The sequence below is a fragment of the Pseudomonas sp. RA_15y_Pfl2_54 genome (genome assembly GCF_963971015.1).
GTDB classification, from domain to species: Bacteria; Pseudomonadota; Gammaproteobacteria; order Pseudomonadales; family Pseudomonadaceae; genus Aquipseudomonas; species Aquipseudomonas baetica_A.
Genome location: NZ_CAXAPN010000026.1, coordinates 15,439 through 35,784 on the forward strand (window position 1 = coordinate 15,439; position 20,346 = coordinate 35,784).

Annotated in this window: 20 protein-coding genes; 6 read left to right on the top strand and 14 right to left on the bottom strand. The window is 60.6% G+C overall.

Annotation, left to right across the window (positions count from 1 at the left end; all coding sequences use genetic code 11):
- Positions 1-61: 61 nt before the first annotated feature.
- The 5 genes from hcnC to AACY50_RS18795 all read right to left on the bottom strand — a co-directional run bounded on the left by hcnC (position 62) and on the right by AACY50_RS18795 (position 4,978).
- Entirely contained in the window at positions 62-1,321 is a 1,260-nt protein-coding gene (hcnC, locus tag AACY50_RS18775) for a cyanide-forming glycine dehydrogenase subunit HcnC (protein ID WP_339433830.1), read from the bottom strand.
- Positions 1,314-2,723 (bottom strand): cyanide-forming glycine dehydrogenase subunit HcnB, encoded by a 1,410-nt coding sequence (gene hcnB / locus AACY50_RS18780; protein ID WP_339433831.1) that lies wholly within the window; start codon positions 2,721-2,723, stop codon positions 1,314-1,316. Before hcnB ends, hcnC begins: the two co-directional genes overlap by 8 nt.
- Entirely contained in the window at positions 2,720-3,034 is a 315-nt protein-coding gene (locus tag AACY50_RS18785) for a (2Fe-2S)-binding protein (protein ID WP_339433832.1), read from the bottom strand. The genes hcnB and AACY50_RS18785 overlap by 4 nt, the downstream gene beginning before the upstream one ends.
- Positions 3,035-3,273: 239 nt before the next feature.
- Positions 3,274-3,813: a hypothetical protein gene (locus AACY50_RS18790; protein ID WP_339464558.1), complete on the bottom strand. Its 540-nt coding sequence runs from the start codon at positions 3,811-3,813 to the stop codon at positions 3,274-3,276.
- 226 nt (positions 3,814-4,039) lie between these two features.
- Positions 4,040-4,978: a hypothetical protein gene (locus AACY50_RS18795; RefSeq protein WP_339464559.1), complete on the bottom strand. Its 939-nt coding sequence runs from the start codon at positions 4,976-4,978 to the stop codon at positions 4,040-4,042.
- A gap of 307 nt (positions 4,979-5,285) precedes the next feature.
- On the opposite strand from AACY50_RS18795, the gene AACY50_RS18800 reads away from it, so the two are divergent.
- Together AACY50_RS18800 and AACY50_RS18805 are read left to right on the top strand one after the other, a co-directional pair.
- The gene (locus AACY50_RS18800; protein ID WP_221734329.1) at positions 5,286-5,969 is read left to right on the top strand and encodes a response regulator transcription factor; all 684 of its coding nucleotides are present in this window, start codon (positions 5,286-5,288) and stop codon (positions 5,967-5,969) included.
- Positions 5,947-7,341: a sensor histidine kinase gene (locus AACY50_RS18805; RefSeq protein ID WP_339433835.1), complete on the top strand. Its 1,395-nt coding sequence runs from the start codon at positions 5,947-5,949 to the stop codon at positions 7,339-7,341. The genes AACY50_RS18800 and AACY50_RS18805 overlap by 23 nt, the downstream gene beginning before the upstream one ends.
- A gap of 117 nt (positions 7,342-7,458) precedes the next feature.
- On the opposite strand, the gene AACY50_RS18810 is transcribed toward AACY50_RS18805, so the two are convergent.
- Genes AACY50_RS18810 through AACY50_RS18820 form a run of 3 tightly spaced genes read right to left on the bottom strand, consistent with a single transcriptional unit; the run spans position 7,459 to position 8,841 of the window.
- Complete coding sequence (locus AACY50_RS18810) at positions 7,459-7,737, bottom strand: SRPBCC family protein (RefSeq protein WP_339538994.1); 279 nt, start codon at positions 7,735-7,737, stop codon at positions 7,459-7,461.
- Positions 7,703-8,371, bottom strand: a complete 669-nt coding sequence (locus AACY50_RS18815; RefSeq protein ID WP_339538995.1) for an HAD family hydrolase — start codon at positions 8,369-8,371, stop codon at positions 7,703-7,705. The genes AACY50_RS18810 and AACY50_RS18815 overlap by 35 nt, the downstream gene beginning before the upstream one ends.
- Before the next feature lie 56 nt (positions 8,372-8,427).
- A complete protein-coding gene (locus AACY50_RS18820; RefSeq protein WP_339433838.1) occupies positions 8,428-8,841 on the bottom strand; it encodes a response regulator in 414 nt (137 codons plus the stop codon).
- A 199-nt stretch (positions 8,842-9,040) separates the two neighbouring features.
- Here AACY50_RS18820 and AACY50_RS18825 point away from each other — a divergent pair, with 199 nt between their 5' ends.
- Positions 9,041-9,982 (top strand): class I SAM-dependent methyltransferase, encoded by a 942-nt coding sequence (locus AACY50_RS18825; protein WP_339433839.1) that lies wholly within the window; start codon positions 9,041-9,043, stop codon positions 9,980-9,982.
- Positions 9,983-10,025: 43 nt separating this feature from the next.
- Here the strand turns inward: AACY50_RS18825 and AACY50_RS18830 are convergent, their stop codons facing one another.
- Positions 10,026-10,712 (bottom strand): GNAT family N-acetyltransferase, encoded by a 687-nt coding sequence (locus AACY50_RS18830; RefSeq protein ID WP_339433840.1) that lies wholly within the window; start codon positions 10,710-10,712, stop codon positions 10,026-10,028.
- A 449-nt stretch (positions 10,713-11,161) separates the two neighbouring features.
- Here AACY50_RS18830 and AACY50_RS18835 point away from each other — a divergent pair, with 449 nt between their 5' ends.
- Positions 11,162-11,374, top strand: a complete 213-nt coding sequence (locus tag AACY50_RS18835; protein WP_339433841.1) for a YXWGXW repeat-containing protein — start codon at positions 11,162-11,164, stop codon at positions 11,372-11,374.
- Between the two features lie 43 nt (positions 11,375-11,417).
- Here AACY50_RS18835 and AACY50_RS18840 read toward each other — a convergent pair whose 3' ends face one another.
- From AACY50_RS18840 to AACY50_RS18860, 5 genes are all read right to left on the bottom strand, one after another.
- The gene (locus AACY50_RS18840) at positions 11,418-12,209 is read right to left on the bottom strand and encodes an energy transducer TonB (RefSeq protein ID WP_339538996.1); all 792 of its coding nucleotides are present in this window, start codon (positions 12,207-12,209) and stop codon (positions 11,418-11,420) included.
- Complete coding sequence (gene tolR, locus AACY50_RS18845; RefSeq protein ID WP_339433843.1) at positions 12,206-12,652, bottom strand: protein TolR; 447 nt, start codon at positions 12,650-12,652, stop codon at positions 12,206-12,208. The genes AACY50_RS18840 and tolR overlap by 4 nt, the downstream gene beginning before the upstream one ends.
- 14 nt (positions 12,653-12,666) lie before the next feature.
- On the bottom strand, positions 12,667-13,377 hold the full coding sequence (gene tolQ / locus AACY50_RS18850) for a protein TolQ (RefSeq protein WP_339538998.1): 711 nt from the start codon (positions 13,375-13,377) through the stop codon (positions 12,667-12,669).
- A 90-nt stretch (positions 13,378-13,467) separates the two neighbouring features.
- Complete coding sequence (locus AACY50_RS18855; protein WP_339507817.1) at positions 13,468-15,372, bottom strand: phytase; 1,905 nt, start codon at positions 15,370-15,372, stop codon at positions 13,468-13,470.
- A gap of 59 nt (positions 15,373-15,431) precedes the next feature.
- The gene (locus tag AACY50_RS18860) at positions 15,432-17,975 is read right to left on the bottom strand and encodes a TonB-dependent receptor (protein WP_339538999.1); all 2,544 of its coding nucleotides are present in this window, start codon (positions 17,973-17,975) and stop codon (positions 15,432-15,434) included.
- A gap of 405 nt (positions 17,976-18,380) precedes the next feature.
- On the opposite strand from AACY50_RS18860, the gene AACY50_RS18865 reads away from it, so the two are divergent.
- Positions 18,381-19,295 (top strand): GGDEF domain-containing protein, encoded by a 915-nt coding sequence (locus AACY50_RS18865; protein ID WP_339539000.1) that lies wholly within the window; start codon positions 18,381-18,383, stop codon positions 19,293-19,295.
- An 8-nt stretch (positions 19,296-19,303) separates the two neighbouring features.
- Positions 19,304-20,341: an AraC family transcriptional regulator ligand-binding domain-containing protein gene (locus tag AACY50_RS18870; protein WP_339433848.1), complete on the top strand. Its 1,038-nt coding sequence runs from the start codon at positions 19,304-19,306 to the stop codon at positions 20,339-20,341.
- Positions 20,342-20,346: the final 5 nt, after the last annotated feature.

A 20,346-nucleotide genomic window follows, 5' to 3' on the forward strand; every position in this document is an offset into this window, starting at 1 on the left:
TTTCGCGTCGTGTACAGAATGCTGGTACGACTCGATCACTGTGGGAACTGGCTTGCTTAGGTCAGGCCATCTCTAATTCGAGCGCTGGCTCGACCGGTGCCACTTCAAACCGATCCGCCAGAAACGGTGTGATGTCCAGCGGCAAGGGCTCATCGTTGACCAGTTTGTCCAGCAATACACCGGTAATCGCCGAAGTCAGAATGCCGGTGCGAAAATGTCCGCAGGCATTCAGATAGCCCTCCACCCCGCGCATCGGCCCAAGGATCGGCAACTCATCGGGCGACCCCGGACGCAACCCCGCCCAGGTGCGTTTGAGATTGACGTCCTCAAGCTCCGGCAGGCAGCGCACCGCGCCCTGCACCAGCCCGGCGATTTCCGGGTAGGTGGTGGTGACATCGAAGCCTTTGTCTTCGGTGGTGCTACCGATCAGGATCTCGCCGTTGTCCTTTTGCGCCACGTAGCAGTCGCTGGTGGTCAGGCAACCGTTGAGGATCTTCGGCATGCGCTCGGTCAGCAGAATCTGGCCTTTTACCGGTTTTACCGGGATGCGGATGCCGGTCGCCCACTCACTCAAATCCGCCGCCCAGGCGCCGCCCGCGTTGATCAGCGTTTTGCAGTGGAACACACCCGCCTCAGTCGTTTGCACGCCGGTCACGCGGGTGCCGTGGTGCAACACGCCTGTGACGTTGGTGTTGACGTAGATGTCCACACCGTTCTGCCGCGCGCCTTCCATGTAGGCATCGGCGAGGCGGAACGGGCTGACCTGGTGATCGCAGAGAAACTCCAGCGCCCCTCGCGCTTCATGGCTGACGCTCGGTTCCGCTTCGCGCAGTGCGGCTTGATCAAGCCAGCGCACCTGATCGGCCAGATGCGCAATGCAGCCGACGATGTGTTCGGCGTAGAGCCGATCCTCGTCGTCATAAATCACGAATTTCAGCCCGGTCTTCTCGAACTTGAAATCCATGCCGTGGTTGTCCTTCAACTCGCGGTGCAACGCCGGGTAAAGCGCGTTGGATTGCAAGGCGAAATCGAAGAACGATTCGGGCAGGATGTGCGGCGTGCTGGCGTCCACCGCCACCGCCGCGCCCTGGGTTTCGCGCTTGCGGTTGGCCGACATCATGCGGAAGAAAATCACCCCGCACCCCAGGCCAACCGACTCGCCGATGGCCCACAAACCGCCGGCCGAAGCGCGGGTCGCGTTGCCCGGGCGCTTGGCATCGATCAGCGCGACCTTGAGGTTTTTGCGTTTGGACAATTGATAGGCGCAGGACGCCCCGATTACGCCGCCACCGGCAATGACCACGTCATAGAACTTACTCATGGGAAGCGGCCTCCGTGCCGATATTCTGAAAAGCGGAAAAAGGGATCGGGTCAATCGGGAAACGTGGGCGCAGCCAACCGACGTCCTTGCGCCCGGTGGCCTGGCGCAGTCTGTCACTGCAATAGCCGACGCACATGCGCCCCTGGCAATCGCCCATGCTTACGCGGGTACGCATTTTCAGGCTGGCGATGTCTTGAACACCCTGCTCCAGCGCACGATCGATGTCGGCACGGGTCGCGTGCTCGCAACGGCAGATTACGGTGTCTGGAGCCGGTAGCGCGGTCTGGCCGACGCCTCGTTCGGTATAACGATCCACCGCCGCACGGAAACGCACGATGGCTTTGAGTTTGCCCAGATAACGATCACGGCGCACGCGGGCCAGTTCCTCGTCGAGGACACCACGTTGCAGCAGGATCGACGTCGCGGCGATCTTGCCGGCGAGCATTGCCGCTTCACCACCGCGAATGCCGCCCATGTCGCCGGCCAGATGCACATGCGGTTCGTTGCTTTGCTGCCAGATGTTCGCGTTGGCGCGCAGGTAACCGTCGTCACTGAAGCCGTGCTCCAGGCCCATTTGCTGGCTGAGTTGGGTGCGTGGAATGAATCCGTAGCCGACCGCCAGGGTCTTGGCTTCAAAGCGCTCGACGCGGGACATGTCCGGCTCCCAAGTGGCCGAGTACGGGGCGACGCTGACGCTTTTCAGTTCGCCCTCGCCGTGGGCTTCGACCACGCCCCAACCGTAATTCATCGCGATGCCGTGTAGTTTCAGGTAAGCGAGCATGCTCAAGCCGTCGAGGAACAGTTGCGGCTTGTTCAGCAGCGCCAGGCTCTCGCGGGCGATCTTGCCGAATGCACAAGCCTCATACACCCCCGCAACCTTCACGCCAGAAGCGTGCAACTGAGTCGCCACCAGCGGCAGCAACGGCCCGGTGCCGGCGATTACCACCGGCCCCTGCGGCTTGACCACGCCACTCTTGATTTGCAATTGCAGGCCGCCAAGCATGATCACTCCCGGCAGCGTCCAACCGGGAAACGGCACGCTGCGTTCATGGCAACCCGCAGCGAGCAGCAATTGCGGGTAGTGGATCTCGTGCAGTTGCTCGTCGCCATCCAGCACCACCAGTGCACGGGTGCCCTCGGCGCCGACCACTCGATGGTTTAGGCGCACGTCGATCAGGCCGGCTTGCTCCTGGAATTCGCCGTGCAGTTTGCCCAGTGCTTCGGCGTAACGCGGCCCCAGATAATCCAGTTGCACGCCATCACGCAGCGGGCCGCGATAGACCACACCGCCCAGGCGCGAAGCTTCTTCGAGCAACGTGCAGCGCACCCCGTGGCGCGCCAGTTCGATGGCCGCTGCCATTCCCGCCGGCCCACCGCCGACGATGACCGGTTGCAGGCTCATACGACCTCCTGCCCGGCGATGCGGTTGACCTGGGTTTCGATCTGCATGCCGTCACGCACCACGGTCTGACAGGCACGGCGTTTGTGCCGGCCATTGATTTTCACCAGGCAGCACTGGCACACGCCCATGCCGCAGTAGGCGCCGCTGATCTGGTCATGATCGTTGCGTGCAATCTGGCGCACACCGAGGGATTGAATAACGCTGAGGACGGTTTCGCCGATGGCGGCGGTGATCGGTTGGCCGTTGATGTGGACGGTCATATCCGCTTGGGCCAAGGGCTGGATATCAAAGGTTCGTTCTAGGCAGTGCATTGCGGTGTTCATCCGTGAAGGTTCGGTTGAGGTTGTGTCAGCTCCTTGCTGCACTACACCGTGTCGACGCGTTTTTTTCTGTGAATAGGGCGTCGACGCGGATACTTCGTCAGCACAGCGAGGTGCGCGACAAGCAATGTAGTTCATTGCTCAGCAAAGGCCTGGATCATTTAAGTTAGGCGAAATCGCCAGGAAAAATATTGATCCAGGCCAGTGAAAGCAGTCGGATTGTTCAACGATCAGTTGGAGAAGACGAACTGCCCTTTGATCTTTTTCGCACCGATGAATCCCAGGTCCGGAAACAGCAGCGTTTTCAGCCAGGCCGCGTAGCCCACTATCGCCAGGGTGATGCCAACGCCGATCAGGGTAGACACCGGGTCTTCATCGAAGCCCTTGAACATGCGCGACAACTGGCTGATCGTCAGGATCACGTAGACGGTGTAAACCGCAGCAATGTTCTTGTAGAAGCCCCACGCGAACAACAAGGGAATGCCGCCCGCCAACAGCATGACTATCAGGGCCATGCCCGCACTGACTTCATACAGCAGGAAGAACCCGGCAAAGGCGCCGATCAATGCCTGAATGCAGGTCAGCACCACCAGAATCGTGACCTTGAGTGAATGACGCTCTCTGAGAGCGGGGTCAGGCCGCCCGCCAATCCATGCAGCCAACACCCGATCCTTGACCTTCCCACCCGAGAGCGCCTTGAAGGTTTCAGTTTTGGAGCGGCCAGCGTCGAGCATCTCGACCAGTTGCCGCTTGATTTCCTTCTTGTCCAACGAGCTCATCCTTAACTGACAGTGAAAGCGGCCAATCCACTTCCGCCGGCGATTCTCACCGTTGGTCACCCAGAAAGCAAAAAGCCGCTGCCACCCGAAGGTGGAAGCGGCCCAGGCATAAGCCTCAATCAAGCAATCAGTGCACGAACAGAGCGATCAGGATGATGATCGGGATCGGTACGCCGAGGAAAAACAGCAGAAGTGAGCGCATGGTGATTCTCCCTTTTTAACGGACTGGGGGCAGTGTGGTAGTGGTGGCGTACGTGTCGACTTCAACGTACTCGACCGCATCGCGGCGGCGGCCGCCGAACGTGGCTGCGAGGCTGGCGAAGAACGCACCGGCCAGCAGCGCGATGAACATCCACAGCGACGTCCAGGCAGCGACTTTGGCGGCGGTGTCGGCGGCTTGTTGAGCTTTGACTTTGGCGTCGGCAAGAGCTTTCTGGGTACGGGCGTAGACCTCATCGACACGGCGCTCGGCATCGGCCTGAGTCAGGTTGGTGCGTTGTGCGACCAGTTGCGCAAGGTAGGTACGGTCTTCGGTACTGAGCTGACCGTTGGCCAGGCTTTGCGCGAAGATCCGCGCCACGGCGCCGTGCGCCGCGTCATCGCTGACGGAGGCTGGGCGATCATCACGGAACAGGCTGTCAATGAAGTAGCCATATTGATTGCTGTTGGTGTTCGCCGCCGCAGTACCGGCCGCTTGGGTCATGGCGCTGGCGGCGCCACTGGCCACACTGGCACCGGCCTGCACGCCGCCACTGATGACGCTGCTGACCGAACCGACCACGAGGATCGCCGTCACCAGCGTTGCCACACACCAGGCGAGGAAACCATGGGCGGTGTCACGAAAGTAAACCTCGTCACCGTGCATGTTTGCCCACTTCACCCGCAGGCGACCGGCAATATAACCGCCCATGCCGGATGCGATGATTTGCGTCACCGCCAACCAGATGATGGTCGAAATGCCCAAGCCCTTGGCGCTGACGCCCTCCCCGGCCCATGGTGAAACGGCAGAGAAACCCAAACCAAAGCCCAGCAGCACCAGAATCATCGACAGGGCCGCGGCCGCCGCGGCACCTGCGAAAATCGCGCCCCAGGACACACCTGAAACGCTGCTGGACTGTTCGTAGGCAGGATAAAGCCCATCAGAGGATCTATTCATTGTTGTTCTGCTCCAGGCATGAAAAATGGTGTTACAACTGGTCACAACGGGAATTGCAGTGACCGTGCCATTCACCAACAACAAATAAATTCTTTATTTTCAATTACTTATAAAAGATGAACTTCTCAGGGCATTGCAATTTGCAAAGTAAGGGATTTTTGTACGGGTTTTATGCATTGGCACTGGCCGCCACAACGCGCCGTTCTGTGCGTTTGTGACAGCCCCTACATGAAAGTTAATTTAAAGCGTGACGGAAATTTCTTGGCAAAATGCTGCCATTCCGTTTGAACCGATCAAGGCCTGCCCTATGACGCGAATTTTGACCATCGAAGACGACGCCGTGACCGCCCGGGAAATCGTCGCCGAACTCAGCAGCCACGGCCTGGACGTGGATTGGGTCGACAATGGCCGCGAAGGCCTCGCGCGCGCCGCCAGTGGTCACTATGACCTGATCACCCTCGACCGCATGCTGCCCGAGCTTGATGGCCTGGCCATCGTCACCACCCTGCGCACCATGGGCGTGGCCACGCCCATTCTGATGATCAGCGCCCTGTCCGATGTCGATGAGCGCGTGCGCGGCTTGCGCGCCGGTGGCGATGACTACCTGACCAAACCGTTCGCCACCGACGAGATGGCGGCACGGGTTGAAGTGTTGCTGCGTCGCCAGCACAGCGGCGCCACCCAGGCAACGACGTTGCAGGTCGCGGACCTTGAGCTGGACCTGATCAGCCACGAAGCACGGCGCGCCGAGCAAGTGCTGACGCTACTGCCGACCGAATACAAGCTGCTGGAATTTCTGATGCGCAACAGCGGGCAGATCCTCTCGCGAATGATGATTTTCGAAGAGGTCTGGGGTTATCACTTCGACCCCGGCACCAACCTGATCGACGTCCACATCGGCCGGTTGCGCAAGAAGATCGACGCTGCGGGCAACGTTCCGCTGATCCGCACGGTACGGGGCTCCGGTTATGTCATTGCCGAACCCGTCTGACGGCTGGCGTTCCTCCAGCAGCCGCTTGCTGGCGCTGTACAGTTCGCTGTTCGTGGCCTGGAGCGCGATCCTCATGGGGGTCATGTATTACGAGGTTTCCGGCTACCTCGACAACCTTGCCAAGCATTCGCTGATGCAACGTCAGCATCTGTTTTCGCACTTTCTCGGCGAACAACTCGAAGAAGCGCTCGCTGCGAGCATGACCTTCGATATTCGCGGTATCGACGCCTACGGGCTGTTCGACACGCACGGCAGGTACCTCGGCGGTGCCTTGCAGCAAATTCCTGAAGGCCTGCCACTGGACGGCAAGATCCACATGCTGGCCAACTGCGCCGATTCCGATGATCCGACCCTGCCGGCCGACAGCTGCGACGCCGTCGCGACGCAAACCCGCGACGGACGCTGGCTGGTCCTGCTGCGTGACAACGGCTCGCTGTTCGCGGTAACGCGGATCATCCTGCACGCGCTGTTCTGGGGCGTGTCACTGACGATTTTGCCGGGGATTGCCGGTTGGCACTTGCTGCGGCGCCGGCCATTGCGGCGCATTCGTGCGATTCAGGACAGCGCGCAAGCCATTGTCGCCGGTGACCTGACCCACCGCTTGCCGCTGTCCAATCGCCGTGATGAGCTGGACATGCTCGCCGCCATCGTCAACGCCATGCTTGAGCGCATCGAACGGCTGATGAATGAAGTCAAAGGCGTGTGCGACAACATTGCCCATGATCTGCGCACGCCATTGACCCGACTGCGGGCGCAGTTGTATCGCATCCAGCAGCAGGCCGGTGAAGGCTCGCCAGAAGCGGCGCAACTGGACCTGGTATTGGCCGAGGCCGATACGCTGATGGCGCGGTTTCGCGGGTTGTTGCGGATTTCCGAATTGGAGGATCGCCAGCGACGCTCAGGGTTTGTCGAACTTGACCCGGTCTTGCTGCTGGAAGAACTGCACGCGTTTTACCTGCCGCTGGCAGAAGAAGGCGAGCTGCGTTTCGTGCTGAACATGCCGCAGACCCTGCCCCCGCTCAATGGCGACCGAGCGTTGTTGTTCGAAGCTTTGGCGAATCTGCTGAGCAACTCGATCAAGTTCACGCCGGCCGGCGGCACGGTGATGTTGCGTGGCGTGAATGATGCCGGGCACACGCGCATCGAAGTACACGACTCAGGACCGGGAATCCCAGAGGCCGAGCGTGAGGCGGTGTTCCAGCGTTTCTACCGCGCCGAGGGTGGGCAACCGCAGAGTGGCTTTGGCCTTGGGCTGTCGATCGTCGCGGCGATTGTCAGCTTGCATGGCTTCCATCTCGAGGTGGGCAGCAGTGATTTGGCTGGGGCAAAACTGGTGCTCGATTGCCGGCAGCGTTTGATCACTAATGCCTGACATTCACCCTCTGTATGCAGGCTTGCTCGCGAAGGGGCCGTATCAGTCAATCCCTCCGGCGACTGACACTCTGCTTTCGCGAGCAAGCCCGCTCCCACGGTTCTTTGTCCATGATCATTAAACCGGGTAATTGGCCCGCAGGGCCTCAAGGCCGCCCTGATAGATAACGTTGAACAGTGCCACCACTTCCTCATCGCTCACGCCTTTGCCGGTCAAGCGCCCCAACCACGTCACTCGTGCGCCCTGCCCTTGGGCCTGGACCTTGAGGGTCGCCAGGTAATCGGAGGCTGGAAACGGTGCCGTCAGCTTCGCGGGCAAGCTCAAAGGGCTTGCGTCGACCACAATCGCCTGAAAGCGTAAATCAGTTGGATCGCAGGTGCAGATGACCGTCGTCATCGACCGTGAGCTGAAGCTTGTCGTAACTGGCCAAAGTCGCGTGCGACGTTTCAAGCGGATGTTGATGCGTTGTGGTGATGATCATCAACGGTGCACCCGCTGCCTCGCCAGCCTGGATGCCGACGGTGGCATCTTCGAAAATCAGGCAGTCGCGGGGTTCAACGCCCAGTCGCCTGGCGGCCAGAAGATAGCCCGCCGGATCCGGTTTACCGGCCTTCACATTCTCGGCAGTAATCATCACCGCAGGCTCGGGAATGCCCGCCGCCGCCATCCGCCGCAAGGCCAGATCCCGCGGCGCCGAGGTGACGATGGCCCAGCGCTCGGCAGGCAGGCTGTTGAGGAATGCCGCTGCACCGGGAATCTCGACAATACCTTCAACGTCGCCGATTTCCGCCTCGGTGATGAACGCCGCTTGTTCTTCGGCATTCACCCCCGGCAGGTTCAAACGATGGAGGGTGTCGATGGCTCGCGCGCCATGAAGGGTCGGCAAGAACGTTTCAACGTCCACACCATGGCGCACAGCCCAGGCTGACCAGATCCGCTCGGCGGCGGCGATGGAATTGAGGACGGTGCCGTCCATGTCGAACAGGAAGGCGCCGAACGCGCGGTCAAAAACAGATTTGTGAGCAGGCAAAAGTTCGCATCCTCTGGCAAGGGGCCGGGCAAATGTGCCCGGCAATGTAGCACTTGTCAGTGCAGGCGCGGTGCCTTGGACTTGATTGCCGTGTCGACACAGTCGAGCAATTGACCGATGGCCCAGGGCTTTTTGATAAACGCCACCGAATGCTTGACCCCGGAAGTCTCGGGCGTTTCATAACCGGACATGACCATCACCGGTTTTTCCGGCCAACGATCGCCGACAAGGTTAGCCAGGTCGGCGCCATTAAGGGTGCCGGGCATGGTGATGTCGGTGAGCAACAGCGCCACGTCTGGCGCGTGCTCCTCCAGATATTGCGAGGCGGCATCAGCGCTCGTCTGTGGCTCGACCTTGAAACCTTCCTCCTGAAGAATTTCGCAAAGAAACTCCAGAATCAACGGATCATCCTCAACGACCAGAATCAATCCGCCAGGAAGGTGCGCGTCCGCCGTGGGTGTTGGGCACATGAAACTGCACTCCCTGAATTGCATTAACGATTTAGCGGCTTTAATCCGCTGCTTATCTGGTATGAGCGGCGGGTTCTGTAGAAATTCATTTTTGATACAGGCCTTTTCAAGAACGTCGTATTTACCTACTCGCGACAAGCGTTCGCAACGGCGCAATTGTGGTTAAAATGCCGGCCCTTTTGCTGGCCGACCGTGACTGATGAACCCTCAAGCCCTCGCCACCCTCCACGCCCATTTGCTGCCTGCACTGGCGGCGGCACCCAGTGAGACCCGTCGCCTTTTTCATGGGCGCGGGCGTTGCTGGCCGGGGCTGGAACAGCTCACCGTGGACTGGCTGCAAGGCGTGGTGCTGGTGTCGCTGTTCAAGGAGCCGGAGCCTGAACAACTGGAAAACCTCAAGGGGTTGCTGCTGGACATCAGCGGTTCGAGCGAGTGGCAGCAATGCGGCGCGCACACGTTGCTGATCCAGCATCGCTACTTGCCACAAAGCACCGCCGAATGGCTGCTGGGCGATGAGCTCGACGAAATGACCATCGTCGAGGGCGGTTTGCAGTACCGCGTCGATCTGGGGCGCAAGCAAAACGCCGGGCTGTTTCTCGACATGCGTTACGGGCGTGACTGGGTACGCGACCAGGCGGCGGGCAAGCGGGTGCTGAATCTGTTCGCCTACACCTGCGGTTTCTCCGTGGCGGCCATCGAGGGTGGCGCCAGCCATGTGGTCAACCTCGACATGTCCCGCGCCGCGCTGAGCCGCGGCCGCGACAATCATCGGCTCAACGGCCATGATGTGAGCAACGTCACTTTTCTCGGCCACGACCTGTTCAAGTCCTGGGGCAAAGTGATCAACAGCGGCCCTTACGATCTGGTGATCATCGATCCGCCGTCATTCCAGAAAGGCAGTTTCTTGCTGACCAAGGATTACCAACGCGTGCTGCGACGCTTGCCGGAACTGCTGAGCGCGCAAGGCACGGTGCTGGCGTGCATGAACGATCCGTCGTTGGGTTCGGACTTTCTGATTGACGGGGTTACGCAGCAAGCGCCGAGTCTGCGCTTTGAAAAACGCCTGGAGAATCCGCCGGAGTTCCCGGATATCGACCCTGAAAGCGGCCTGAAGGCCCTGGTCTTCCGGCGCATCGACTGACACTTCCCAAATCCGAGGGAGCAAAGACTTCGAGTCGCCGCGATCAGTGCACGGTCAACCGCTGACGAACAAATTCCTCGGTATGACGGATGGTTTGATCCAGATGCCGATCGCGCTGTTTCTCGGCGTCGAGCATGGCGCGCTTACCGTTTTTCTGTAGCAGGTAGGTGTGGATCTGCTGCACCTCCAGCGAACGGTAGATCGGCATGGTGTCGATGAACCCATGCAAGCCGTTGCTGCGGTAATGCCGCGTACTCATCAGCACTTGCGTCTCGCGCTGACCGATCACCTCAAAGCCCAGCGCTTCGAAATACGGGACCTTGCCGATGCTGCAAGCCAGTTCGGCGTGGGGATAACGCCCGACCATTTCACCGATCATGGCCCGCGCCACGCCCTGACGCCGATGACCTTCGCGCACGGCCATGTAGGCGACGCTGCACGCTTGCCAGTCGCCCTGCACCGGCAGGTACAAGAGGAAACCGATCACCTGCTCCGGGTCGTGCTCATCGGTGGCAACCAGCAGTTCCACCTCGGTGCCCTTCTCGCCATTCAACGCTTCCAGATACAGATGCACCTCATAGCCGACCGCATACTGATAGACGTTGTACAGCAGGTTGCTCGGGCCCAGGCCCACGGCGCTGATGTCGGTCAGATAGTCGACAACCATTTGCAGAATCTGGCTGTTGATGCCCTCAGGGCATGGGGTTTTGTAGTGGGTGATGCGTGGCATGGCGGGTGAACTCCGGCGGGAAACCGCGACATCATACCTTGAGCGTCCGCTCAGCCTGTATCTGTGCTGACTGAACCGGCGCTTTCGCGAGCAAGCCCGCACACATTCGAGCGCATCTCTCCTGTGTGCGGGCTTGCTCGCGTAGAGGCCAACGTGTTCAGCACCCATCCAACAGGCCCCCCAGCAAAGCCTTCCTGACAAAAATTTCATCTAGCCCAAACGGGATTTTTTGCCGTTACAGCGTCCAATTCTTCAACTGCGCTCACTCCCTGCGCAGGCCTTGAGGCGTTGTCATGAAGGTTTTGCGTTCCCTGTCCAAATGGCAATAAACCTGGCGGCTGTGGCCATTGGCTCTGGCAGGCACGAGGGTCGAACGGGTTGTGGGTTGAAGGGCACTGGGTGCGTTGATTGCCACGCGCCTGAACCGATCACTTTGCGGGAACACCATCATGTCGAAAACCGTTAAATCCCTGCTTGCCTTCACACTGGTGGCCATTACCCTCTCGGGCTGTGTCGTCGCGCCCCCCCGACCGCATCGGCCACCGCCGCTGGTAGAAGTGGTGCCGGTCATGCCGGCGCCGGGTTATCACTGGGTCGCCGGTCACTACCGTTGGGGCGGTCATCAATGGCGCTGGATACCGGGTCACTGGCGGGCGTATTGACTGTTGAGGGGCGGCGTCAGTCACCGGGATGACGCCGCCCCACTCACTTGATCCGGTAATGAAAGGTATTGCGTACCGCCGGCACCGACACAGCGACGCCGTCAATGATCCGCGGCTGATAGCGGAAGGTTTGCACCGCCGCCAGTGACGGGCGAATGAACAACGGATGGCAGCCGTCGAGCACCTTGGCGTTTTCCACCCGACCTTGCGGGTTGACGGTGTATTGCACCGAACAATCACCCTGGATGTTTTTGTCCAGGGCGCGCTCTGGATACTCTGGCGCCTCTTTGCTCAGCGGCAAGTATTGGCGGCTGTCGGCGAGGGCCTGCTGGCGAGCGTGTTCGGCCTGTTGCGCCTGACGCGCTTGTTGTTGCGCGGCCTGTTGTTGTGCCAGACGTTGTTGCGCGGCGTCATCTGCACGCTTGCGCGCCTGCAGTTGCTCGCGCTGTTGCTCGGCCAGTTGTTCGCGCTTGCGCTCTTCTACCCGCTTGCGCGCCAAGGCGGCCTGCTCGATTTTTTGCGTTTGAGGTGCCGGCTCGGCCTTAGGCTTGACGGGTTCGACCGGCGCAGTCGCCTGCGGCTCAATGATGGGCGCCGGCGTCGGTTCAGGCTCAGGAGGTTGTGCGACTGACGGCGCAACCATCACCAGTTGCGTGGTCAACACCCGTGGCGGTTTGACCGCCGGGGCGGACGGCGACCAGGCGCTGATCAACAACACCAGTACCATTGCGTGCAAGGCAACCGCCAGCGTCGCTGCGAGGCTGTGTTGCCAGAAGTCGTTGCGCGGCATCGGCGCGGCAATCGTTGCCGGACTGTGCGGGGTCGTCACCGTCATTGCGGCGCCTCGGTCACCAGCCCGAGATTGCTCACGCCGCCCTGCTGCAACGCGGCCATGGCGGCCACGACGCTGCCGTAACCGGCGTCCTTGTCAGCGCGGATATAGACCTGCGTATCCGGGCGTTGCGCGACAATCTGTTCGACCTTGGCGCGCATCTCGTCGAGTGCCACGGCGCTGTCGGTCTGGTGCTGCGTATCGAGTTCGCCACCCAGGTTCCAGAAGTAGCCGCCCTCAGCTTTCACCGACAGCGTCAGAATCGGCTGGCGCGTGTCGTTGGCCAAGGCTTCACTGGCGATCTTCGGCAACTCGACTTTCACACCTTGAGTCAACATCGGCGCGGTCACCATGAAAATCACCAACAGCACTAACATCACGTCGATGTATGGCACCACGTTCATTTCAGCTTTGGGTCCGTGCTTGCGTTGCGGCCTGACTAACATCGTGTTTCTCCTGTTCAGGCCGCAGCGGCGAGATTCATTGGCGCACCGTGCAACTGGCGATGCAGACGCACTTGCAATTCGTTGCCAAAGGCGTAGTAACGCGTCAGCAGCGTTTGGCTACGTGCGGCAAAACGGTTGTAAGCGATGACCGCCGGGATCGCCGCAAACAGGCCGATGGCCGTCGCGATCAACGCTTCGGCGATACCCGGCGCGACCGTCGACAACGTGGCCTGCTGCACCTGAGACAAACCGAGAAACGAATTCATGATCCCCCACACGGTGCCGAACAAACCGATGTAAGGGCTGACCGAACCGACCGTGGCGAGAAACTGCAAACCCTTTTCCAGTTGCAATTCCTGCTCACTGATCGCGACATGCAGCGCGCGCTCGACCCCTTCCTGCACCGCATCGGCATGGCTGTCCGCGTGCTGATTGAGGTGACGAAACTCGGCGAATCCGGCATTGAAGATGGGCTCGATGCCGGCCTCGACCTCCTGAACCTGCGCCGTTTCGCGGTACAGCGGCAACAGTTCGGGGGCCCGGCGAAAGCGCTGGATGAAACCGTTCAACTGGCGGTCGCGCCGCTGCAGCACGCGGCTGCGCTGAATGATCAGGTACCAACTGAGTACCGATGCCAGCAACAGCGTCAGCATCACGGCTTTAACCAGAAGGCTGGCGTCGCTGATCAGTCCCCAGATAGTCATGTGTTCGAGCGTGGCCTGCATGGTGAAACTCCTTGTGAGCGATGGCCGGTGTTGCCGGAGCAACGACCGCGCCGTTATTCGATGAAAAAGTGATGACCGGTTGATGACGGATCAGGGTAATTTCAGCGCTTTGCTGACCTCGGCCCACGGCACGAACTTGAAGTTCTGGCTTTGCTCGGGCATCCGATTGCGACCGTCCTGCACTACCAACATGCCTTGGCTCCATGGCCCACCGAGGTTGACCGACGTCACTTCCAGGCCATCGGTTTCCGACGCCCCGTCAATGCCCGCCGCCGCGTTGAGCCCGACGCGCAATGCACCCTGCACAGCAAACGGAGGCTCGGCATCCAGCACCAGATAGCTGTCGTTGCCCTGGCTGGACACCACCAGATAGTCCCGCGCCAGACTCTGATAGAGCGCCAGACCTTCGACATCCGCGTGCAGCAACCCACCGACCTTGATCACACTGGTGAGGGTCGCCGGCTGATCAGCGCGGGCGTCTACCGCCCAGACACCGACATCCTCTTCGCCGATAAACAGGCGCTGGCGCTGATCGTCGGCGACGCAACCCTCGGGCTGGCTGTCGACCTTGAAGCGGCGCACCAACTCGCCCTGAACCTGGCCGTTCGCAGCGTCGAGGCGGTATTGCAGGAAGGTGCCGTCCTTGTCGTTGGCGATGGCGTAGATCTCACCGCTGGCCGGTTGAAACAGGCAGAGGCCGTAAATGTCGTTCAACGGTGTGGGCACTTCGCCGATATCGCGCAACTCGCCGCTTTGGCGGTCGATGGCGAACAGGCTGAGGCTGTTGTGATCGCGATGGCTGGCCACGGCCAGATCGACCGTTAGCGCGCCGAGTTTGAAGTGGGGGCGCACATCGACGTTGTTCAGGCGTCCGACCGGCAACTCCTGCACCTGCTTGCCTTGCAGGTCATACACCAGCAGACCCTGTTTTTTATTGGTGCCCAATACGCGACTCAGCGATGGCTGCTGCGGATGCACCCAAATGGCCGGGTCATCTGCCGCATCGCCCTGACGTGCGACCGGATCGCTCTGCACCTGCGCCGCGACATCGGGCAGCTTCGGTGGCAACGCAACCGGTGTGGCTTGCCAGTCGAGATGGCCTTGATAGGCGCGTCCATCGTCATCGTCGCGGATCAGCACTTGCAGACCTTTGGCGGTTTGGCGCACGGCCAGATTTTCCGGCTCCTTCAAGCCCGACAACGGCAACGTCGCTTGTGCCGACCAGCCCTGCGCCTGTTGCTGGTAGAGGTGCAACTGCGCGGCTTTCGGGTCGAGGCCGATAATGCCACCCGCTACCAACGCCATGGCACCCGCCTCGCCTTTGATCTGGCCGAACGGTTCTCGCAGGGCGACCGGTGAGCGCTGCACGTCGGCTTCGGCATGGGCCGGATACGCCCACCAACCGACGTTCTCTTCGTTGACCACCAATTGCTCGGCAGCATCATCGACCTGGCAAAACTGCGCCGACGGCGGCAGGGGCAGCCCCCGCACCCGTTGCGCCCGGGTGTTGAGCGTGACGCCGTTACCCACCAGCCATTGCTCGCCCTTGCCCTCCTCGCCAACCAGAAACACAAACAGGTTGTCGGCGCTGTCGCGGTACAGGCACAAACCGTTGACCGCGAAGTCTCGGGTCGGCAGGTACAGCGGCGTGCCCCATTGCCGTTGGGCCGGATCAAGGCTGACTACCAGCGCTCGCTGACTGGCGTTGTCGACGCTGGCGACCCAGACGTGATGTTCGTCTGCGCGGCTGTCCAACCCGCTGAAAGAACCGGGCAAACGCGCCAGTTCAGCGCCTTGGCCATCAAGCACCAACAAGCCTTCAGTGAAACTGACGCCAAGCCGTGCGTCGCCCGGCAAAAAACCCAAGGCTTGGAGTTTGAGTGTCGGCGCCCACGGAGTGAGTGTCAGGCTCGGCGTGGCGGCCAGCGCTTGGCTCGCGGTCAGGGCGATCAGTGCGCCCAGTCGCCAGCGTTTATGTCGCAAAGAAATACTCATGAACCGCAGAATCCTTGTCGTGCGTGGATCGACGGCGGCACCCGGCCGCCATCCGGGGATTAAAAGTGGGTGAAGGTCAGGCCGAGCTTGTAGGTCGGGCCGTATTCTTCGTATTGGCCGTTGTAGGAACGGTTGCCGGTGGAAACGAAATACGGCTGATCGGTGAGGTTTTGCGCCTCGAAACTCAGTTGCAGGTCCTTCGTCAGTGAATAACGTGCGCTGAAGTCGACGAAGGTCTGCGCATCAACGTGCAGGTCATGCGCCTTGTCATTGATCGAAGCCAATTCGTAGAGGTAATCGGATTTGTAGTTGGCCGACAGGCGCAGGCTGACCTTGTCGTTTTCCCAGCCGAGCATCAGGTTGCCGACCGTGTCGGACTGGCTGGGCAGATCGATGCTGCGTTTGCGGTGACGACCACTGGCGGCGTCGAAGCCTTCGATCTCGGCATCCGAGCGGCTGAAGGTGGTGTTGGCCCCCAGTAACAGACCGTTCCAAGGTGCCGGCAACCAATCGAATTTCTGCGAGTACGCCAACTCCAGGCCATAGAGTCTGGCGCTGTCGCCGTTGGCAAAGCTGTGGGCTTCGGAGAAGCTGGCCCAGGCACCCGAGCCGGCCAGATCCGTGTTGTAGACGAAGTGCTTGATGTCTTTGTAGAACACGAACGCCGACACCGTGCCGGCATGGTCCATGTAGTGCTCGATACCCAGGTCAAGGTTGCTCGACTCCAGCGGTTTCAGATCCGGGTTACCGAACGTGGCTTCATCGTCATCGATGACAAACCCCGGGGCGAGCTGGCCGAACGTCGGACGCACCACGGACTTGGTCCATGCCGCACGCACCTGGGTGTTTTTATCCAGTTGATAGCGCGCATGCAGGCCGGGCAACCAGTGGTGATAACGGCGTTTGGTCTCGGTGGCCTGGAAGTCACCGTCGGTGGCCCCGGTGCCTTTGGCTTCGAACTCGGTGCCCTCATAGCGCAGGCCGGCGATGAACCGCCAATCATCGATATCGATCGTGTTCATCAGGTAACCGGCGTTGATGTCCTCGCTCATCTTGAAGTCGTTGACCGTTGATTCGGTCTCGTCATAGAAGTCGTCTGGGTTCAGCCCGCCGATCAGGTTTTTGATTGCACGGGTGCTGATCCCCGGCCCGAACTGGCCGAGACGATAATCCACCGAGCCCTTGGCGAAGCGGCTGAGGTTGAGTGCATCGTCGCTGAAACCGAGCCCATCGAAGTCTTTGTAAACCCAGGCATCGAGGTCGTTGTCCTTGTTACGACGGCTGACTTTGCCGCCGAATTTGACCTGAGACGCATAACCGCTCAAGTCATAGTCCCGGGCCAGATCCAGACGCAGGTTCTTCTCGGTGTCCGTGGTGTTCTGCTTTTCCCAGTCGACCTTGTCGAGCGTGAAATGATTGGCGTTGTAGAAATCCTCACCGAGGATCGGGCGCGGCTTGTCGTTGCTGTAAAAACCGCTGTTGGCAAAATCGTCATTGCCCTCGAACGCCGCGTTGGCGATGTGGCCCGGGCTGTCTTCGCTGGAACGGCTGTAGCCGGCCTGACCGCTGAGCGTCCACAGACCGATCATGCGTTCGCCACCGAACACGTAAGACTGAATTTCCTGGGTCTCCTCGCGCTGCTTGAGTTTGCGTTTGCCTTCGGCATCGCCCAGTACGCCGGCAGCCTGCGGGTCGGCAAACTCGATGCTGGTGGAGTTGCGTGTCTCGCTGTCCTTATAGCGGCTGTACAGCGTGCGCAGGTAATAGCTGCTGAGGTCGTCGGGTTTGTAATCGAAGTTCAGGCCGCCGCCGGTGCGTTCGCGACTGATGTCGTAGTCACGCTGTTCGAACTCTTCCAATTGCGCACCGCGCGCAAAATCCCAGGCGCCGCCGGTTTCGACGTTATCCGAGCCGAAATCGCGCTTTTGCCAACTCAGCGCAGCGGCGACACCGAAGTTGTCGATGCCATCGCCGAGGCTGAATCGGTCGCTGACCGCGCCGGAGAACTTGGGGCTGGTCTGGTGGGTGTTCTTGTCATAGCTGGCCTCGGTACTGCCGGTGTAGAACAAGCCTTTGTGATCGAACGCCGAAAGACTTTTGACATCGACCGTGCCACCCAGCGAGTTGGCGTCCATGTCCGGGGTCAGGGTCTTGATGACGGACAGCGACTGCACCAACTCTGAAGGCAAGACGTCGAGGGCCACGGCGCGGCGTTCGCTTTGCGGGGATGGCACCAGCGTGCCGTTGATGGTCACGCTGTTCAGGTCCGGCCCCAGGCCGCGCACGCTGACAAAGCGCCCTTCGCCCTGATCACGTTCAACGCTGATGCCCGGCAAGCGCTGCACCGCCTCGGCAACGTTCTCGTCCGGCAACTGCGCTACGCCGTCGGCATGCACCACGCTTTCGATATTGTCGGAACGACGCTGTTGCTTGAGCGCCGAGTCGATGCTCGCCGCCTGGCCGACCACTTCGACGTGTTCGACATTGGCGCTGGCATCGGCAGCGTGCAAGCGCTCGCTGGTCATCGCCATGGCCAAAGCGGTCAGGGTGAAACTGAAGAGCCCGACGGTGCCGCTGCGCGGATAACTGCTGCGCTGGTACATGTGTGTCCTCCCCCATAAGAGTCCGGTCAGGCCAGGCAAGTGGCCCGGCAACTGGAAGGGCAAGCTAGGGATGAGGCATGACGCTTCTGTGACAGGGTTGGGCGAAGGACCCTGTAAACCGGGGGTTTGCCGGCATTCACCGCGACAAATGAGCTGAAATGACCTCTTGCGCACACGACTTCTCTCTGTGGCAGTGGGCTTGCTCGCGAAGGCGGTGTGTCATGGCGCGATGCGTTGACTGACTCGACGCCTTCGCGAGCAAGCCCGCTCCCACAGGGCCGGAGGTGTTTTTGAAAAAATTCACCTGCCTCAGTGAGCTGATTCGACCTCCCGCCACCGTCACCCGGCTGTCACAAACATCTGCTGTGCTGGCGCGCATTGCTTTTTCGCCAAAGGATCGCGGCCATGTTCTCAGTGCTCAAACCCCACCGTTGGAAACTCGCCGCACTGCTGCTGACGGCCAACCTCGGGTTACTCCTGCTTCTGGCGTGCGGGGAGCTCAAATCGTCCAGAGAGTGGGTCTGGCTGGACATCATCGGCGAAGGCGGTTCGGCGCTGCTGGCACTGGTCTGGCTGGGGCTAGTGCTGAAAAGCCGCCCGGCCGGACGGGTCACGAACTACCTGGCACTGGGCCTGAGCTGCATTTTCTTTTCCTGGTGGATCGACTGGCTCGACGAGTTCATCCGTCTGCCCGCCAGCATCGCTTGGGATCACTGGCTCGAATCCGGGCCGATGCCCGTGGGCATGATCCTGCTGACCATCGGCATCTATCACTGGCACCGTGAGCAACTGGCAATCAGCGCGCAGATGGAGAAACGCGAGCGACTGTTCCGTGAGCATCGGCTGTTCGACAAACTCACTCCGCTGGGCAGCGCCGATTACCTGAAACGGCAACTGACCGCCAGCCTCGCCGAGAGCCTCGTGCAGCAACAACCACTGTCGTTGCTGGTGCTCGACCTGGATAACTTCGCCGCGATCAATCAGGCCTACGGGCATGTCGAAGGCGATGCCGTGTTGCAAGCCCTCAGCCATTTGCTGCTGCTGAACCTGCGCCGTCAGGATCTGCTGTGTCGTCTGGCCGGCGACCGTTTTGTGGTGTTGCTACCCAATACCGGCGAGCGTCAGGCGCAACTGCTGGCGCAAGAACTGCAACTCAGCGTGCAGGCCCTGGCGCACAAGACCCGGCAACATGGCGAACGCTTGCAACTGTCGGCCAGCACAGCGGTGGTGATGGCTTTGGAGGAAACGCCTGAAGTGCTGCTCAAACGCTTGAACCTGGCGCTGGCACGCGCCAAGTCGCCGCTGGCCAAAAGCGCCTGAGGCCAACCATGACCGTCAAAACCAATTGGTACGAAACCGACAGTCGTTTCATTCCCGGGCATTACCAACCCGCAACGCTGATCGACCTGGCGCTCTCGCGGGACATCGACAGCCATCGGCTGCTACGCGGCACGGGGCTGTTTCACGAAGACATTCTGGCCGGCCAGACTCGCCTCAGTGCGCAGCAGTTTCTCGGTCTGATCGGTAACAGTCGCCGTTTGCTCGACGCCGATGACAGCAGTTTCCTGTTCGGTCAACGCTTGCTGCCCGGGCACTACGGGGCCGCCAGCCATGCGTTGCGCCACGCACAAAACCTGCATCAAGCGCTTGACACACTGGTGCAGCAACAGGCCCTGCTCAGTCCATTGATGACGCCGCGCCTGTTACTCGATGACAGCTTTGCCTACATCTACTGGCTGGACAGCTGCGGCGCCGGCGAGCAATGGCGGTTTCTGCTGGAAGCAGGCATGACTTCGCTGGTGGCCATGAGTCAGTGGCTCAGCGGCCAACGCCTGCCATGGGAATGCAGTTTCAGTCACGCTGAACCGCGTTATGTCGAGCAATATTGGGTGCACCTGGGCGAGCACACGCAGTTCAAGCGACCGCTGGATCTGATGCGCATTCCGCGGGAATTTCTCGCCCGGCCATGGCCGGGAGCATCGGCGACGGCCGGTCAGGTCGCCCGCCAGGAAGCCTTGCGACAGATCGAGCAATTGGGCTTTGCCGAAAGCTTCACCGATTGCCTGTATCGCCACTTGCAGGATCACGTCCGTCAGCCACCAAGCCTGGAACAAGCCGCACAGGTTTTCGCCATGAGCCCGGCCACCCTCAAGCGCAAGCTGCAAAAACACAACACCGGGTTCCAGCAACAAGTGGACCTGGTGCGCAAACACGTCGCGCTGTACCTGTATCAGGTCAAAGGCATGAGCAACGAGGAAGTGGCCGAGTACCTGAGTTTCAGTGATGCGGCAAACTTTCGCCGCTCATTCAAGCGCTGGACCGGCAGCACCCCCAACCTGATCCGCCAGTTGTTTGGCAGCCACTGAAAGGA